This window comes from Paenibacillus silagei (genome assembly GCF_017874735.1).
GTDB classification, from domain to species: domain Bacteria; phylum Bacillota; class Bacilli; order Paenibacillales; family Paenibacillaceae; genus Paenibacillus_AQ; species Paenibacillus_AQ silagei.
This window is the reverse complement of sequence record NZ_JAGGLV010000010.1, coordinates 27455-45448: the sequence shown is the minus strand read 5'-3', so window position 1 is coordinate 45448 and position 17994 is coordinate 27455. Positions and strand designations below refer to the sequence as shown.

The window sequence follows — 17994 nt, the reverse complement described above, 5'->3', positions numbered from 1 at the left end:
CCGGAACCCGCCCCACCCGTAAGGCTGTGCTGTATGAAGATGTGTAGCAGCTGTTATTGCGGAATCGTGCCCTCGACACCCTTGACCAGCCAGTTCATGCCAAGCACCTCTTCAAGGGTCAGCTTCTGGCCGTCCTTAACGGTTACATTGCCCTTGTTGTCCGAGATTGGTCCGGTGAAGACCTCCAGCTCGCCGCTGATGATTTTGGCCTTGGCGTCCTCCACCAGCTTCTTCACATCCTCGGGAACCTTGTTGCCGAATGGCGCCAGCTCCACCATGCCGTCCGCCATATCGCCGGAATACTGCTCACTTTTCCAGGTTCCGTCCATCACAGACTGTACAGCTTTTACATAATAAGGACCCCAGTTCCATACAGGGTTGGTTAAGTAGTTGTCCGGTGCATACTTGCTCATATCCGAGTCATTCCCCCCGGCAAAAGCTCCCCGTTCCGCCGCAGCCTGAAGGGTAGCCGGTGAATCCTGATACGCCAGCAGGACATCCGCCCCTTTGTCGAGCAGGCTGATGGCCGCCTGACGTTCAGTGGCAGGGTCATACCAGGTATTCGTCCACACCACATCCACCTTAACCGCCGGGTTGACGCTCTGCGCGCCCAGCGTGAAGGCGTTCAGATTATAGATCACCTCGCTGATCGGGAAAGCTCCCACATAGCCGAGATGGTTTTTCTTCGTCATTTTGCCTGCTGCGATCCCTGACAGATAGCTTGCCTGGTAGTTTTTGCCGAAGTACGTCCCCATGTTCTCAGCGGTCTTGTAGCCGGAGGCGTGCAGGAATTTCACGTTAGGGAATTTACCGGCTACATTCAAAGTGAAATCCATATAGCCGAAGCTTGTGGTGAACACGATGTCATGGTTTTGCGCAAGCTCTGTGATGATCCGCTCGGCATCGGCGCTTTCCGGTACATTTTCTACGAAATCCGCCTTAATCCCGAGCTCCTTCTCCATATACAGACGGCCCTGGTCATGCTGATACGTATACCCGCCGTCACCCGGAGGCCCGATATAGACAAAAGCAACCGTCGGCTTCTTTGCTGCCGGCTCTGTCGTTGCCGCCGCCTCGCTGCCTGCCGGTGTACTGGCCGCCGAAGGCTCTGCCGTTGCTGCTGCACCCGTATTAGACGCCGTATTATTCTTCGCGCATCCCGTCAGAACCACCGCCAGCAGGAACATCGTGATGATGCTGAATTTGAATGCCTGACCCCTTTGTTTCATAATTCTCCTCCTCCAGGATATCTCTCCTAATGGCTACAGCCATTAATGTATCTCTACTATACTGAGGTGCAGCACTTACGTAAATTTATATAACATAGCTTTGTGTGGGTGGATAAGAAGAGGGATCACTTTTGTGCTTCATGCACGAAGTCATCTCAAATTAAACTTAAATTATGTGATATTACCTTACATCCTTTGAAAAATAGCGAATTTACTGTCTATTGCCGCTCCGCGTGCTCCATTCTCTGCGGAACTCCCCGAAGCTCTCCGGCAGCCCGGCCTCTGCGTACGTCTGAACAGGCTCCTGCGTCAGAATGAGCCCCTTATACTCCTTGGTCCGCATAATGGCAGCTATCCCCTCTTCATCGTCCAACTCCTGAAGTCCGCCGAACAGCGTGCTTGAGAAAAGGGTAGGCGGCATCAGCAGCCCTTCCTGTGCACTCGTGACATAATCAAGCTCCGGGTGCTGCTCATATGCCTGGATGAACCGGCGGATCTGAGCCGCTGTCACAAACGGCTGATCTGCCGCCGCAATGACCACCGCATCCGGCTGAAGCGAAGCTACAGCATTCAAGCCGCAGCGCAGGGAGAAGGACAGGCCTAAATGGGCCGTCAGGCAAGTCTCAATCCGCCGCATATTCTCCGCCTTCCCGGCCGGCGGCAGCCAGCCTAAAGGATCATCCGCACGCACCACTACAACCAGCGGCGCGAGCCCGCAGGTCTCCAGCTCACTGAGCATCGCCGCACCGGCTGAACCCGCGCCCGCCCTGTTCTGAGAACCTTCAGAGGCCCCTGCTCCATTACTGCGGCCTGCCGCCAAAAAGATTCCGGCCACCTTCATTGTTCTCCACTCCTTTTTTTGGGCAATCTGCTGATGGACGGCTGTTATTCACGCTCCAGCATTCTGCGGAACAGGAATACCAGCTTCAGCTTCATGAGATCATTGATTTTTTTGAAATCGACATCCAGCAGCTCACTGAGCTTCTCAATCCGGTAAGTGGCCGTATTACGGTGAATGAACAGCTTCTTGGCCGTCTCGTTCACATGGCCGTCATTCTCCAGGTAGACCTCCAGCGTGTGGAGCATCTCCTTAACATATTCCGGTTCCCGGCTAAGCAGCCCCCGCAGGCTACCGTTGTAGTAACGCTCCATGGTCTCCGCCGGAATCTTGCTCAGCAGCAGATCAAGCTCCAGCTGGCGGTAATGCACCACATTTCCGTGTGCGCCCCATTGCCGGGCCATGCCCATACATTCCTTAATCTCGGCAAAAGCTTCCTTCAGCCCCTCCGGCTTCAGCTTCACGCTGCTGACAGCCGCCTGCGGATAATACCCTTTATCGAACTTCAGGCTGTCGAAGCATTCCTGAATCAGCGCCCGGAACTCCTCCGGCTGATGCGGCCCGGCCGGATACAGCGACACCAGTCCCTCCTCCACCAGGAAGTGAACCGCCTGCAGGCCATGCAGCATCGGATGCTCCGAGTACTCCTCCTTCAGCCGCAGCAGCTCTGCCTGCCGGGTTTCTCCCTCAGCAGCCACATCGGTAAGCAGCAGTTGATACGGGGACTGGAGCAGCGTAATCTCCAGCCTGAGCGCTGCCTGCGCCAGCTCAGCGTATTTCAGCCCGTCCTTCAGGAACCGCCGCAGCAGCCCGCTGAATTCCCGGTGTCCGGCCTGCTCGAAATAATCCTCCAGTCCGGTATGCATATGATAAGAAATCAGCTCTGCCCCCTGGACGAACAGACTTTCCTCCACCGGCAGCAGCAAGGGATCAATATCGCAATAATGAAGATAACCCAGACATTTCCCGGCCTGTAGCAGCGGGAGCCGGTAGCCGGTGCCTCCGCTGAGACGGAAGCGCTGATTGCGGGGCGGCCAGGGCCACCCTTCCAGCTGCTCACTCTCGGTATATCCCGAGTTGTTGAATACTACCGTTCCCCGGTTGCTGATTACAGCCAGCGGATGACCGATGATCTCAGAGACGGTGTCCAGCAGCGGACGGCTGCGACCGGAACGCAAGGCAAGACGCATCAGCAGCCGCTGCTTCTCCATCATGCTCTGCAGGGTGCCCACGCTGCGCGACAGCTCCGCGCGGAACAAGCCGTTCATCTGGTCGGAGAAGGTGAACTGGAACGGCAGCTCAATCAGCGGGAAATTCAGCTGCTCCGCTTCCGCAATCAAGGGTGGCGGCACAGCCTCCCAGAACCGGCCCAGCTTAATGCCCAGCCCCGCTGACCCGCGCCGGTTCAGCATCTGCAGCAGTGCCGAGGCATCCTCCGGGCTGTCCTTGATCAGATAGGCTGTGGTCAGCAGCATTTCTCCTTCCTTGATCCAGTCCGAGATATCAGGAGCATCCATGACATTGATCGATTTCACAATTCTGTGCTTCCCCTTGGACCCGGCAATCAGCTTCGCTTCGGATAAAGGATAAATGGACAACGCTTCTTCCACCGTAAGATGCATAGCCCCCCCTCCTTCTCTACCTTCATAATAGGTTTATTCGAGTCATATGTTACTTTATGTAACATTATAGATAAAATGACCGCTGTTGGAAAGAGAAAAGTTAGAATTAGGCTCAATTATGTTAGATAATATTACACATTGGGCGGCAGTGACTCTCATTTGGTCCCTTGAAGCTGCATAATTGCCCACGTATCTTTGCAGCTGCCGGATGTATGCTGTTTTTTGCATACATTTAGCCCGCTCACCTCGCATCTGCCGAATGTATGCTGTTTTTCGCATACATCCGGACCACTCACCCCCGCACCGGCCGGATGTATGCTGTTTTTCGCATACATCCGGACCACTCACCCCCGCACCGGCCAAATGTATGCTGTTTTCCACATACATCCGGACCACTCACCCCGCACCGGCCAAATGTATGCTGTTTTTCGCATACATCCGGACCACTCCCCCCCGCACCGGCCAAATGTATGCTGTTTTTCGCATACATCCAGACCACTCACCCCCGCACCGGCCAAATGTATGCTGTTTTCCACATACATCCGGACCACTCACCCCCGCATCGGCCAAATGTATGCTGTTTTTCACATACATTTGGCCCGCTCACCTCGCATCGGCCCATTGTATGCTGTTTTTCACATACATTTGGCCCGCTCACCCTCGCGCCGGCCAAATGTATGCTGTTTTCCACATACATTTGGCCCGCTCACCTCGCTGCTGGGTATTGTATTCGGTTTTCCGCATACATTTGGCCCACGCACCTCGCGCAACTAGCGGATCTCCTAGCGATCAGCAAAAAGCCCTGGTTCTCTACGTTCAGAGAACCAGGGCTATGACTTCCTACTTCCATACCTCCTGTATCCAGGACAGGAGTCTCAGATCTTGTCCGTGCCCGCCGATGACGGACAATCCCAGCGGCAGTCCGCCGGGGCCAGGCACCGGCAGCGTAACCTGCGGCAGCCCGGCCAGTCCGGCCAGGCAGCTGAGCATCATGGCGCTGCTGCGGCTCCGCTCCAGCTGCCCGGGTCCGGCGCCGCGCAGCGGGGCTGGACCCGGCACGGTCGGAAGGACGAGACAGCCGTCCTTCCCGAGCAGCGCCCGCAGCCGCTGAGTGATCCGGCTGCGCAGCATAGCGGCCGGGCTGTGATCCGCCCCGGCCAGCCCCGCCGCCCAAGCGAACCGGGCGGCAATATCCGGCCCGAAGACCGGCTGCTCCCGCCCGATCCACTCCCCATGGGTTGCCCAGATCTCGGCACCCTGCAACTCGCGGAAGGCATCCATCCAGGTCTTCAAGCCTTCAGGGGCAACCACGGCTTCAGCAGCCTGTAGCGAAGCGCCTGCCTGAAGCTTGTCCAGCCCCCGCCTCAGGTAGTCTACACAGTCCTGCTCCACAAGCGCCCAGCCTTCCGGGAGAATGAACATCCGGGACATTCGAAGATCACCAGCAGACTCGTCAACCGCCTCACCGCCGCTCTGCTCCATACTATTCTCCATGCTCTGGGCACCTACGCCGCTGTCCGAAGACCCGAGCAAATCGCCCGACTTCTTCCTATTTTCCCCGTCACAGGCAATATCGTCTCTGCCCGCAGGCCTGTTCAGAACGCCCGCCTTCTCCCTACTCTCTCCGCCTTGGGCATCACCACCACTGTCCACAGACCCGAGCTGATCGCCCTCCTTCTCCCTACTCTCTCCGCCTTGGGCATCACCACCGCTGTTCGCAGACCTGAGCAGAACGCCCGCCTTCTTCCTATCCTCCCCGCTACAGGCATCACCGCTTCTGTCCGCAGACCCGAACAGATCGCCCGACTTCTTCCTATTTTCCTCGCACCGGGCATCTCCGCCGCTGTCCACAGCCCCAAGCAGAACGCGCCCCGTCTTCAGCAGCAGCTCCGTGCTTCCAGCGATCCAGCCCACCGTATCAAAAGCCGGGGCCAGCGGAATAACCCCCTCCAGGGATACCGCACCGTGAGTCGGCCGATAACCGAACACACCGCAATAAGCCGATGGAACCCGGATGGAGCCGCCGGTATCCGTTCCGAGGGCAAAATCCACGCTCCCCGAGGCCACCGCCACCGCCGACCCGCTGGACGAGCCGCCGGGAATCCGGTTCTCCCCGTACGGATTCACCGGCGTACCGTAATGATAGTTCTCTCCGCCAAGGCTATACATCAGCTCATCCGTATGGGCAGCCCCCCGCAGCGTAGCTCCGGCTTCCAGCAGCCTGCGTACAGCAGCTGCATGGGAGACTGCCGGTTCATGGCTGCGCAGCCAGTCCGGGTTACCGGCGGAAGAGCGGTGCCCGGCTACTGCGAAGACATCTTTTACCGTGAAGGTCAGGCCGTACAATGCCCCGTGCCCGCTGCCGGGAATCTCCAGCTCCGGGACCCGGAATGCACCGTACCGATTATCAAGAACCATGCTGCTCCTCCCTCTCCTTCCCGGACAAACCGGGTTTCTCTCACCCTGCCTCTTACCTCCTTAGCTCCCTATCTCCCACTCTCCCATCCCCCTTATCTCCCTATCTCCCTGTCTCCCATTCCCCTTATCTCCCTATCTCCTTGTCTCCCTATCTCCTTATCTCCTTATCTCCCTATCTCCTTATCTCCTTATCTCCTTATCTCCTTATCTCCTTATCACCCTATCTCCTTATCTCCTTATCTCCTTATCTCCTTATCTCCTTATCTCCCTATCTCCTTATCTCCTTATCTCCTTATCTCCTTATCTCCTTATCTCCTTGTCTCCTTATCCCTCTATCTCCTTATCTCCTTGACCTTCCCGCCAAGAATCCAAATCGCTTACCACCCGATAGCCGCTCCATCAGAGCGGGGGTCCGTCCCCCCGCTGCGGTAGCCGTTACCGTCAATCGAGATGGCGTGGGCGTGACCCATCACCCCGTCATAGCTCTCTGCCTCACGGACCAGATGTCCCGCCTCCGCCAGCTCTGCCCGTACGACTTCTGCTACCCGGTTCTCGATCCGTAGCTCCTGGGTCGGCTCCCCCCAGGTTCTGCCCCAGACGAAGCGCGGTTCACTCACCGCAGTCTGCGGGTCCATCCCATAGTGAAGCATGCGCGTGAGCAGCAGGGTCTGCGTCTGCGGCTGGCCTTCACCGCCCTGTGTGCCATAGAGATAGGCCGGCTTCCCGTCCCGGCAGGCCATCGCCGGCATCAGCGTGTGGAAGGTGCGCTTGTGGGGCTCCAGCGTATTGACATGGGCGGGATCAAGCGAGAAGAAGGACCCGCGGTTCTGGAGCAGAATTCCCGTATTCCCGGCCACAACCCCCGAACCGAATTCGAAATACAGACTCTGGATGAATGACACCGCATTGCCCTCTTCATCCACCACCGCTGCGTAAGCCGTGTCCCTTCCAACCGGTTCGCTGCTGAGAGCAAGTGCCTTACGGGGAGAAATTGCCGCCGCGAGTTGAGCCGCATAAGGCTTACTCAGCAGACGGTCCAGCGGAATGCTGCTGAAGGACGGGTCAGTGAGCACCTGATCACGGTCAAGGAAGCTCAGCTTCAGCGCCTCCACCAGCAGATGATAATATTCATAGGAGCCATGGCTGATCTCCGCGAAGTTAGAATGCTCCAGGATATTAAGCGCCATGAGCGCCGTGAAGCCCTGCGAGTTCGGTGGAACCTGATAGACGGTATGCCCATGGTACTCCGTCTGGAGCGGCTCTTCCCAGCTTCCCTGGTGGTCCGCGAAATCATCGCGGGTCAGGTACCCGCCGGAAGCCTGCATGTAATCACTGATCTCTTCCGCAATGCTCCCTTTATAAAAAGCATCCCGGCCTCCCGCCGCAAGCGCCCGCAGCGTCCCTGCCAGCTGCCGCTGCACAAACCGCTCTCCCGCCGCCGGTATCCGGCCGCCGGGAAGATACACCGCCGCCGCTTCAGGCGACAGCGCGGCTCCGGCCAGAACACTGCCGCCATGCTGGTCCGGCGACAGCGGAAAGCCCCCGGCGCTGTAGCCGATAGCCGGCTCCAGCACCTCGGCCAGGGTCAGCCGTCCATACTCCCGCTGGACGGCCTCCCAGCTATCCGCCATTCCGGGCACCGTAATGGCGCTGCGCACACCCCGCCGGGGAATGGCCTCTTCCCCGGCATAGCAGTCCCGGCGGACGGCGTAGCCCGAGCGTCCGCTGCCGTTGTAGGCCCGCACGCGCCCTTCGCTGGCGCTGTACCCCAGCCAAAAGGCGTCGCCGCCGAGCCCGGTCATATGCGGGTAGACCACAGCCAGCGCCGCGCTGACTGCAACGGCCGCATCATAGGCGTTGCCGCCTTTGGCCAAAACTTGCGCGCCCGCCGCCGAGGCCAGATAATGCGGGCTGACCACCATCGTTTTCGTTCCGGTCACCGGTCCTCTCCTCATGTTCCGCCTCCGCCTCCCATCCCTGCCGCTTAAGTTAGTGTCATTTAACAGCAGGACCTGAACCCCTGTCAACGGCTTCCGCAGGACCGTACATTTGCTGCCGCTTATTTTGTGAACCATGCACAAATTTCAGGACGGAAGCAGACCCAGGCGGGCATTCGTTCTACCCGTCTGTTATATGGAGCTGCAGCAGGCTACAGCCTTAGTACGCCCTCTGTGCGCCCCCTTACTTCAGGATATATTGCGACAGCACAGCCTGCACTTCGTAAATATCCACCGATTTGTTGAAGGTTTTCTTCAGCGGCAGCCCCGCGCCCGAGATATACAGACACAGCTCCGCATCCAGATCGAAATGCCCCGCCGTCTCCACAGAGTAATGGGTGATGCTTTTGTAAGGAACAGAGTGGTATTCGGTTTTCTTGCCGGTCATCCCCTGCTTGTCTACAAGAATCAGCCGCTTGTCTGTAAAAATAAACATGTCCCGGACCAGCTTATAGGCGCGCTCAATCTTTTCATTCGGAGCCAGAATCCGTCCGTATTCCCGCTGCACCTCCCCCAGCTCTACCTGAGTTGCATTGCCGAGCAATCCGTTAAAAATCGCCATAACTCTCCTCTTTTCCCGCAGCCGTTATAAGGTCAACGCCCCTTCGCCACACTCCATACTACTTGCAGTGCCATGCATTTATGTCTCTGCGGGAACAATTCTCCCTTGCTTATTTCGGGATTTTTGGTTACACTAGCTTTAAATTTATCAAAAAGGAGGTGTAGGAGAATGGATCACAATCGGACCAACAGTGTTAGCAGCCGGCTGATTAATATTATGGCTGGCGTTATTCATGCAAATCTGGACAACGGGAGAAGTCTGTCCATTTACATGAATTTAATAACACTACAACATTGTGAAATGCCTTTCTCGCCTACACTTCAACGGATATCCTAACCCGAAGAATACTCAGGCCGCAGGGAAATTTCCCTGCGGCCTTTTTATGCTGTTTTGACCGGAATCCGCAGAAGCCAAAGGACGGCGAAGGAGAGTGCATTCCTAATTAAAGGAGAAGAATAACGATGATTATCTCATGTCAAAATATCCAAAAATACCACGGTGCCCAGCTCGTTCTGAGCGATGTCACCTTCGATATCCGCCAAGGCGAAAAAATCGGCCTGATCGGCCGCAACGGCTGCGGCAAAACCACCCTCTTCCACCTGCTGAGCGGAGAAGAACGTCCGGACCAAGGGCAGCTCTCCATCCGCCGGGGCAGCGTCATCGGTCTGCTTGCCCAGATTCAGGAGGTGAACGAGAGCGACACGGTCTATGCCGTCCTCCAGCGCAGCTTCGCCGAGCAGCTCGGCTGGCAGCGCCGCCTGCGGGAGCTGGAGCAGGAGATGTCTTCCTCCGGCGCGGGCGAAGACGGGCAGGCCTGGAACCGGCTGCTTAAGGAATACGGCACCCTTCAGGAGAAGTTCGAGGCCGCAGGCGGCTATGAGCTGGAAGCCTCGATCCAGCGTGTAGCCTCAGGGCTGGGGATTGGAACGGAGCAGTACGACCGCCGCTTCTCCTCCCTCTCCGGCGGGGAGAAGACCAAGGTAGGGCTGGCCGAGCTGCTGCTGCGCCGTCCCGACATCCTGCTGCTCGATGAGCCGACCAACCATCTGGATATGGAGGCTATCGAGTGGCTGGAGCAGTTCCTCCAGAGCTATGACGGCACGGTGCTGGCGATCTCCCATGACCGTTACTTCCTGGATGCCGTGGTGAAGAAGGTCATCGAGATTGAAGACGGGGAGGCTTTCACCTTCCATACGAACTACAGCGGTTATCAGGTGGAGAAGGAAGCCCGGCTCCTTCAGCAATTCGCTGACTATCAGGAGCAGCAGAAGAAGATCAAGCAGATGCAGGAGAGTATCAAACGGCTGATTGAATGGGGCAACCGCTCCAATCCGCCGAACCCTTCCTTCCACCGCCGTGCTGCGTCCATGCAGAAGGCGCTGGACCGGATGGTCAAGGTCAAACGCCCGATCCTGGAGCGAAAGTCCATGGATCTGCAGCTCCAGCAGGAGGACCGGACCGGCAACCAGGTGGTCATCCTGGACCGGATCAGCAAGTCTTACGGGGAGCGCAGGCTTTTCTCGGCCGCCAGCGATATTCTGAGATACGGCGAGACCACCGCACTGATTGGCGGCAACGGAGCAGGCAAAAGTACCCTGCTGAAGATCATCCTTGGCCAGGAGACACCGGACAGCGGGAGCTGTACGCTTGCTTCCCGAGCTGTCGTCGGTTATCTTGCCCAGGAAGCTGTGCCGGAGGAGGGCGGCCACTCCGTGCTGCGGTATTTCCGCGAGGAGGCCGGACTTGAAGAAGGCGAAGCCCGCGGCCAGCTGGCCCGCTTCCTCTTTTACGGCAGCGATGTCTTCAAGAGCATCACCAACCTGTCAGGAGGAGAATGGACCCGGCTGCGCTTCGCGATCCTGATGCACAAGAGGCCGAATCTGCTCATTCTGGATGAGCCGACCAACCATCTGGATATCGATTCCCGCGAAGCGCTGGAGGAAGCACTGGAGGAATTCCCCGGCACCGTGCTGGCGGTATCCCATGACCGTTATTTCATCAACCGCTGCTTCGGCAAGCTCTGGCATATTGACGGCGGACGCTTCTCCTCCTTCCCGGGCAACTACGAATACTATAAGGAAAAGCAGGCCGAAGCCGCCCAGCGGCAGGAGGTCACGCAACCTTTCGGAGGCGGCACCAGCAAGCCCCGCTCTGTAAGCGGGCAGGTAGACCGCTCCCCTTCTGCCTCCGCCTCTGCCTCAGCAGGTTCGGGTACGGAATCCGCTTCCTCCCGCCGCAAGAATACAGGGGGATCACCCTCCGGCCCTGCCAGTCCGAACCGCAAGCCGCGTCCGGCGGCTTCGTGGGAGCAGGACATTGCCGCTGCGGAAGCGCAGCTTGCTCTTATCGATGCCGAGATGCTGGACCCGCAGCTGTCGAGCAATGCAGAGAAGCTGGCCGAGCTGCAAGGAATGAGAGATGCTGCGCAGCAGAAGCTCGATGAGCTGTATAGCGGCTGGTTAAGCGAAGCGGAGATGTGAATTTTAGCCAGACTAAAGACTAAATCTAAAGTAGAGGTGACCGTAATGACATTAACCCCGGAAATTGCGAAATATTGGGAGAGTTATCTGGTGAAGCATCCGGAAGCAGCGGACAAATTCGACAGCGCCTGGGCGTTCGGCGACAATCCCCGGCTGGCAGATGAGCTGCTGGATCTGGTTCTGAGAGGAATCAAGACCGGGACCGCGCAGAATTATGAGTTGATTGAAGCTCAAGGGCTGACCATGCCTTTTACAGGCGGACTATCCGTCCTGCTGGACAGCACAGGGCATCCGCGCGCGATCATCGAAACAACGAAAGTGGAGGTCGTTCCATTCGCTGAGGTAACCGCTGAATTCGCCTACTCCGAAGGGGAGGATGACCGCAGCCTTGAATCCTGGCGCTACGAGCATGAGGTGTTCTTCACCAGGGAGCTGGAGCGTGAGGGTAAGCCCTTCGACCCGGATATGCGGGTGGTCTGCGAGACCTTCCAGCTGGCGCATATCAACAACGACTTGTAAATTCAGCATAAAAAGGCTGCTTCTTCACTTGGAAGAGGCAGCCTTCATTGTATATGTGCAGTTAGTAGTAGTGAGACTTAGCTATTGCTGCGGACGGGTCCTAGAAATTCCAGATGCCCATCATCCAGCCGATCAACGAGATCCATAAGGGAATACTGATCAGGACACCCCATACCAGGCCCGTGGCGATATTGCCCTCTGTAGGCCGGGTCATCCCCTCCTGCGCAAGCGGAAGTCTTAGCTCTTCTTGTTCCATGCGATCCCCTCCTAAAATTCTTATCGTCAAAGCAGAGGAAAAAATGTAGACCGCCAGGCCCAAAAAGAGATGTTTTCGATAAATTTTTTAGATATAAAGGCTCAGCGGATCATCACTGTAAAGGCTTACATAAATAATATTAACCAAAAAATGTATTAATAAAACTTATATACACTCTTGGTTATCTATTATATGCAGTGCTTTAGTCCAATATTACTTCTTTTTCGGGATGATGTAAATATTGGAACATAGTGTGTAGCTGCTCTGCCGTGTTGCGTTCTTCAGACAATTCGGGCAATGCATCCTCGGCAAAAAATCCAACACCGCTCGTTTCCACACCACCCGCCGCCTCCCCGCCGGTAATTCTGCACAGGATGAACATTTTATAGGTATGGTATGGCTCCGGCGGATGCTGATGGAACTTCTTATCCAGTACAGCAAGCAGACGAACCGCTTCCGCCTGGTAGCCGGATTCCTCGGCAATCTCCTTGACAGCCACCTCACTCGGTGACAGGCCGATATCCGCCCACCCTCCGGGCAGCGCCCATTTTCCGTCGAGCTTCTCGTGTACGAGCAGAATTTTATCCTCCTGAAAAATAACTCCCCGGATATCCACCTTAGGTGTGCTATACCCGCCTTCGCCCGCGAAGGAGAGCCGGATGCGCTCCTTGCTCTCATACGTATAGTTTGCCAGAATATCCACGCTCAGCTCGCGCAGTGCCTGATAACGCTCAATATCATATACATCCTTGGCATACGTCAGTCCAGTCTGGGCAATCGCTTGAATTTCTTTGGCCCAGGTTAACCATTTCGGTTCCATAAGCACACCGCCTTCACTCGGATTTAGTTACGCCCTTAATTCAAGGGGTCTACTCGCACAGCATCAGATGACGGGAGAACGCACCTTTTCGCGCCACACAACGGTCTATAATTGTAAAACCGGCGGCAGCAATCATCTCATCCACAGCCTCAATCGCTACAATGACCACTCTGTCCGCAATCCGCCGCGTATGGCTCAGAATCGCAAACTGCTCTTCGGGGGTAATCCGTGAATACAGATTATAAGGCATGTCCACGATCGCTGCATCGAAATGCTCCTGGATGTCTGCGATATCTCCGAGCGTAACAACGCTCTCGAAGCCGAAGTGAGCAATGTTCGTCCGCGCACCTGCCGCTATGAGCGGGTTAATATCACGGCCGACGACATCGATTCCCATCGACAGAGCTTCCACCATTACTGTGCCAATTCCGCAGCAGGGATCGATCAGCTTCACACCGGGTATGCGCGGAACCGCCATATTGACCGCTGCCCGGGCTACCCGTGTGCTGAGCGCTATGGAGTAGCTGCGGGGCTTGTGCATCTGCCGGAACCAGGTTGCATTGTTCTTATGATAAGAGCCGAAGTACCAGCGTCCGCCGAGCGTTACAATCCCGTACACCAGCTCCGGATGGTTCACATCCGCCTCTCCCTCAATCCGCAGGCCAATTTCCCGCTCAATCACTCTGCGCTCACCGTATTCGATTTTGTGTTCAGGAGCCAGATCATTAGTCTTCACAAAAATAACCTTGAAGCTCCGCCCCCCCAGCTCTACCTGCTCTGTCTGCTTGTAGATCTCCGGGAGCGTGTCCCCTTCGTACATCACATCAATCCGCTCTTTGATAAAAGGGCTGCGGCTGACATCCGCCTCTACCCCGCTTGCAAATATAGCCGGAGGGATCTCCCGGCCGAACAGGCAGCGCAGCTCCATCCCGCACAATGAGGTCTCATCCGGCGAATGGGCATACGTATAAATATATATCGGTTCAACACTTGCAGGCATATTCGTTGACACTACAATTTCGCTCCTGTCGCTTCCGCCGCGCTCGGCGGTTCCTTTGCTTAAACTAAGTAAGTCTATCACGGTTACTGCCAGTAATCAACAGCCTGCAAGGAAGTGTTACCTAAGCTACGCAGCTCCAGTCACCCTATGTTGAAGGGCCGGGACAATCCTTTTTTGATCCATGGGGATATCTCCAGTATAATGAATGCATTACACTGCCGAACCTGAGCCGCAGAGACCCTCCGTTATGCCTTTCGCCGCATAATACGGGTAGCTGTGGTATTAAGCAGCGAATTCCAAGGAGGTACATAACCACAATGTCATACGAAACTTACTTTCAGGCTGAGCGCGAAGCCCAGCTCAGCGAACTCAAGCAATGGCTGGCTATCCCCAGCATTTCAGCCCTGTCCAGCCATAAGGAAGACATCAATACCGCAGCCGGCTGGCTGGTAGAGACCCTGAAGCGTGCAGGCCTTGAGAATATCGAGCTGCACCCTACAGCCGGTCATCCGGTGATCTATGCAGACTACCTTCACGCTCCCGGCAAGCCGACCATTCTGGTCTACGGCCATTATGATGTACAGCCGGTGGATCCGCTGAACCTGTGGACTACGCCTCCGTTTGAACCGGAGATCCGTGACGGCAAGCTGTATGCGCGGGGCGCTACAGACGACAAGGGCCAGGTATTCATGCATATCAAAGCCATCGAGGCTATCCTGAAGCAAGAGGGCACGCTGCCGGTCAACATCAAGCTCTGCATCGAAGGGGAAGAAGAGATTGGCAGCGTCAACCTGCCGCCATTCCTGGAAGCTAACCAGGACAAGCTTGCGGCAGATGCCGTTCTCGTCTCGGATACCTCCCTGCTGGAACGCGGACGCCCCGCCATCTGCACCGGGCTCCGTGGTCTCTGCTCGATGGAGGTCACAGTGAACACCGCCTTGACTGATTTGCACTCCGGCTCCTACGGCGGCGGCGTTCCCAATGCGCTGCATGCGCTCGTCTCGCTGCTCAGCACCCTTCACGATGACAAGGGCCGCGTATCTGTAGAAGGCTTCTACGAAGGTGTGCCTGCCCTGTCCCCGCTGCTACGTGAAGAATTCGCCAAGCAAGGTGTGGATGAAGACAAAATCCGGAACGCCCTCGGCCTGGAGCAATTGTACGGCGAAGAAGGCTACACCTTCGTGGAACGGGTCGGCGCGCGTCCAACGCTGGAGCTGAACGGCGTATACGGAGGCTTCCAAGGCGAAGGCAGCAAGACAGTAATCCCGAAGGAAGCCCATGCCAAGATTACCTGCCGCCTGGTCGGCGACCAGGACCCGCAGCACATCTTGGATGCCGTTGAATCCCATCTGAAGGCTAATATCCAGAGCGGCGCCAAGGTTCAGGTGAAGCAGATGGAAAAGGCACGCGCCTTCAACATCGATCCGTCGCACCCGATCCTGCAGACCGCTGCCGATGCTTATGGCAAGGTCTACGGCACACGTGCCCTCTTCACCAAAGACGGCGGCTCCATCCCAATCATGGAGAGCTTCGCCCGCATCCTGAAGGCGCCGGTCGTCCTGATGGGCTTCGGACTCGATGACGAGAACCTGCATGCGCCGGACGAGCATTTCAATCTGGAGAACTTCGACAAAGGCCTGCTGACCCTTGTCGAGTTCCTGAAGACCGTCTAACGTCCAAGGCAGACGGCTTACCTGTCACATCATATAAGTAAGCCAGGCCCCCGAAGGATCGGAGGCCTGGCTGCTTTTTGTTTTACTTTCGCCTACATTGGGCCCACGCGCCCTCATTTTCACAACAAAAAAACCCTTGCGGACAAGGATTTCGGAAGTTAAATATGGAGCGGGTGATGGGAATCGAACCCACGCTATCAGCTTGGAAGGCTGAAGTTCTACCATTGAACTACACCCGCAACTCGAATTGAGTACAAGAAACATTGTAGCATCACTACGAATAAATTGCAACCCTATTAAATTCAGATACCGGAGGTCCAGAGGTTACGACGGCATTTCCAGCAAAGGCCTGAGGAAGGACTGTTCGAATTCAGCCGCCTTCACCGGCTTGCTGAACAGATACCCCTGGGCCTCATGGCAATGCTGCTGGCGCAGAAAGTGCAGCTGATCCTTGTTCTCCACACCTTCGGCGGTGACCTTGAGCTTCAAATGGTGGGCCATCGAGGTAATCGTAGAGACAATCGCGGCATTGTTGCTGTCCTCCATGACATCGGATACGAAGGAACGGTCGATCTTCAAGCGGTCAATCGGCATATTCTTCAGATAATGCAGCGAGCTGTAGCCTGTGCCGAAATCATCGATGCTGATGCATACGCCAAGTCTTTTGAGGCGGTTCAACTGGTCGAAGGCGGTCTCCTTGTCCAGAGTCATACTCTCGGTAATCTCCAAATCCACGTAGCAGGGATCTAGACCGATATCCTTCAGGATGGCATCAATTTTGCCGGCCAGATTGGGCTGCAGGAACTGGCGCATCGAGAGGTTAATGGACACGCAAATCGGATGATAGCCGGCATCCTGCCACATTTTATTCTGCATACAGGCCGTCTTAAGCACCCATTCCCCAATGGGGACAATTAGCCCGCTCTCTTCAGCGATAGGAATGAAATCCACCGGAGAGACCAAGCCGCGTTTGGGATGGTTCCAGCGCAACAGCGCCTCCATGCCGACAATCTCTTCTGTCTCAAGCAGTACCTGGGGCTGATAGACCAGATAGAACTCCCCCCGTTCCAGCGCCCGGCGCAGATCGTTCTCCAGCTTGAGCCGTTCCTTCGCCTTCATCTGCATAGCCGGAATATAGCGGCGGATCTCCACCCCCTGATCCTTGGCATTGTGCACCGCTGTGTCTGCATTCTGTATCAACTGCTCTGCCGTATCTCCATCCCCGGGGTAGATGCTTACCCCCAGGCTCAGCGAGATATGGTATTCGCCCGACTCCAGGCCTACTGGTGTCTCGAACAGGCGCAGCAGCTCACCCGCCCGGACCAGACAATTCTCCAGACCCGTCCGCTCCGTCATCAGAAAAGCAAACTCGTCCGCTCCCATACTAAAGAGCTCTTCATTGACTCTAACCTCATCCCCGATCCGCCGGGCGACCAGCTGCAACAGCAGATCTCCTGCATAATGGCCAAGAGAGTCATTGATATTCTTGAAATGGTTGATGTTCATAATGACCAGCCCGGCGAAGCCGCGGCTTTTGTCCTGCTCACTCTGGAGCACCACCTCTTCCATGCGCTGCATCAGGCGGCGTCTGTTCGGAAGACCTGTCAGCTCATCGTGATACGCCAGATAATTAATACGCGCTTCCGCCTGCTGATTCTCCTGAAATGGCTCCTCAATCGTCAATCTGTAGACCCCGGTCAGCAGAAGATAATAGGCCGCTGCGCTGCTGAGCATCCCGAAGAGATAATCTAATTCTCCGACACTGAACAGATTCATGAAGAAGACCTGAGCCAGTGAGAAGAACACAAGGGAACGGATAATAATCAGCAGAGAGGCTGACTTTTCGCTTTTGCCAGGATAGATAATAATCGCAGCACCAAGCAAATAGACTAACAGTATCGCCATGTTCATCAGGTCTCTTGCCGTTTCTGCCCATGGTTCGTCCGCCAGCCCGGAGACAATCAGGTTGCCGAGACCAAACACAGCCAAAGACAGCAGAATCACCACAAAAGCATTCCGAAACACCTTCCCCTTGACACCGTTTCCTACAAGCTGGTCTTCTCTGCTGAAAATAAGCATAATCCCCAGTGCACTAGCCAGCCGGGAGAACGTCAGGAGCCATAAGGACTGCTCCGGGCTGATATACGAGGTGATTCCAGGAATACCTACAAACCCGAGTACATGCAGGAAATCAAAAATGCTCACCCCCAAGAATAATGCAGAGGTGTACAGCCTAGCCTTAGATAAACTATTGGCGAACAGCAGCCAGCCCTGGGCAAAAATCGCAAAACCGAACGCGACAGTACAGCAGCCCAAAATAAGGTAAAAGGCTATCAGTAAATCCTTGTCCTCGATTCGGCCCAGCGGTGTACGAAAAATCTGGATCAGAAGGAATAGCACAGCCCCCAGAATAGCCGCATGAATCGTCTTTCTCTCTTCTTGTCTCATAAGTCCCTCGCGTCTAAAAATAATATCTATAAAGTCAGATGGATGTGTATGATGTCCTATGTATAAATATCGGCTAGATAGCTCTGTAAAGTTACATTGATCACCTACTAATATTGCAAGGAAGCAGATTCG

12 protein-coding genes, 1 tRNA gene and 1 pseudogene are annotated in these 17994 nt (G+C 55.9%); 3 read left to right on the top strand and 11 right to left on the bottom strand.

Annotated features, from left to right (window positions below; translation table 11 throughout):
- Window positions 1–53: 53 nt before the first annotated feature.
- The 6 genes and pseudogenes from J2Z70_RS16125 to J2Z70_RS16095 all read right to left on the bottom strand — a co-directional run bounded on the left by J2Z70_RS16125 (window position 54) and on the right by J2Z70_RS16095 (window position 8666).
- Window positions 54–1229 (bottom strand): BMP family ABC transporter substrate-binding protein, encoded by a 1176-nt coding sequence (locus J2Z70_RS16125; protein WP_209874796.1) that lies wholly within the window; start codon window positions 1227–1229, stop codon window positions 54–56.
- A gap of 211 nt (window positions 1230–1440) precedes the next feature.
- Window positions 1441–2070 carry an NTP transferase domain-containing protein gene (locus J2Z70_RS16120; protein WP_209874787.1) on the bottom strand — a complete coding sequence of 210 codons (630 nt, stop codon included), beginning with the start codon at window positions 2068–2070 and terminating at the stop codon, window positions 1441–1443.
- 44 nt (window positions 2071–2114) lie between these two features.
- Window positions 2115–3689 (bottom strand): PucR family transcriptional regulator, encoded by a 1575-nt coding sequence (locus J2Z70_RS16115; protein ID WP_209874784.1) that lies wholly within the window; start codon window positions 3687–3689, stop codon window positions 2115–2117.
- A gap of 1839 nt (window positions 3690–5528) precedes the next feature.
- Window positions 5529–6107, bottom strand: a pseudogene (locus J2Z70_RS16105) (amidase family protein); the annotation flags it as partial.
- A 377-nt stretch (window positions 6108–6484) separates the two neighbouring features.
- On the bottom strand, window positions 6485–8062 hold the full coding sequence (ggt, locus tag J2Z70_RS16100) for a gamma-glutamyltransferase (protein ID WP_209874781.1): 1578 nt from the start codon (window positions 8060–8062) through the stop codon (window positions 6485–6487).
- Between the two features lie 226 nt (window positions 8063–8288).
- Entirely contained in the window at window positions 8289–8666 is a 378-nt protein-coding gene (locus J2Z70_RS16095) for a PH domain-containing protein (RefSeq protein ID WP_036696174.1), read from the bottom strand.
- Between the two features lie 461 nt (window positions 8667–9127).
- Between J2Z70_RS16095 and abc-f the strand changes: the two genes are divergently transcribed.
- Window positions 9128–11146 carry a ribosomal protection-like ABC-F family protein gene (gene abc-f, locus J2Z70_RS16090; protein WP_209874778.1) on the top strand — a complete coding sequence of 673 codons (2019 nt, stop codon included), beginning with the start codon at window positions 9128–9130 and terminating at the stop codon, window positions 11144–11146.
- A 45-nt stretch (window positions 11147–11191) separates the two neighbouring features.
- Entirely contained in the window at window positions 11192–11665 is a 474-nt protein-coding gene (locus J2Z70_RS16085) for an ASCH domain-containing protein (protein WP_209874776.1), read from the top strand.
- Window positions 11666–11765: 100 nt separating this feature from the next.
- Here the strand turns inward: J2Z70_RS16085 and J2Z70_RS16080 are convergent, their stop codons facing one another.
- The 3 genes from J2Z70_RS16080 to J2Z70_RS16070 all read right to left on the bottom strand — a co-directional run bounded on the left by J2Z70_RS16080 (window position 11766) and on the right by J2Z70_RS16070 (window position 13741).
- Window positions 11766–11921: a hypothetical protein gene (locus J2Z70_RS16080; RefSeq protein WP_155991586.1), complete on the bottom strand. Its 156-nt coding sequence runs from the start codon at window positions 11919–11921 to the stop codon at window positions 11766–11768.
- Between the two features lie 202 nt (window positions 11922–12123).
- Entirely contained in the window at window positions 12124–12741 is a 618-nt protein-coding gene (locus tag J2Z70_RS16075) for an NUDIX hydrolase (RefSeq protein ID WP_209874774.1), read from the bottom strand.
- Between the two features lie 49 nt (window positions 12742–12790).
- A complete protein-coding gene (locus J2Z70_RS16070; RefSeq protein ID WP_209875200.1) occupies window positions 12791–13741 on the bottom strand; it encodes a TRM11 family SAM-dependent methyltransferase in 951 nt (316 codons plus the stop codon).
- Between the two features lie 317 nt (window positions 13742–14058).
- Between J2Z70_RS16070 and J2Z70_RS16065 the strand changes: the two genes are divergently transcribed.
- A complete protein-coding gene (locus tag J2Z70_RS16065; protein ID WP_209874771.1) occupies window positions 14059–15414 on the top strand; it encodes a dipeptidase in 1356 nt (451 codons plus the stop codon).
- Window positions 15415–15579: 165 nt separating this feature from the next.
- On the opposite strand, the gene J2Z70_RS16060 is transcribed toward J2Z70_RS16065, so the two are convergent.
- Together J2Z70_RS16060 and J2Z70_RS16055 are read right to left on the bottom strand one after the other, a co-directional pair.
- Window positions 15580–15653 (bottom strand) — tRNA-Gly (locus J2Z70_RS16060).
- Between the two features lie 85 nt (window positions 15654–15738).
- On the bottom strand, window positions 15739–17862 hold the full coding sequence (locus tag J2Z70_RS16055; RefSeq protein ID WP_209874768.1) for a putative bifunctional diguanylate cyclase/phosphodiesterase: 2124 nt from the start codon (window positions 17860–17862) through the stop codon (window positions 15739–15741).
- Between the last annotated feature and the right edge of the window lie 132 nt (window positions 17863–17994).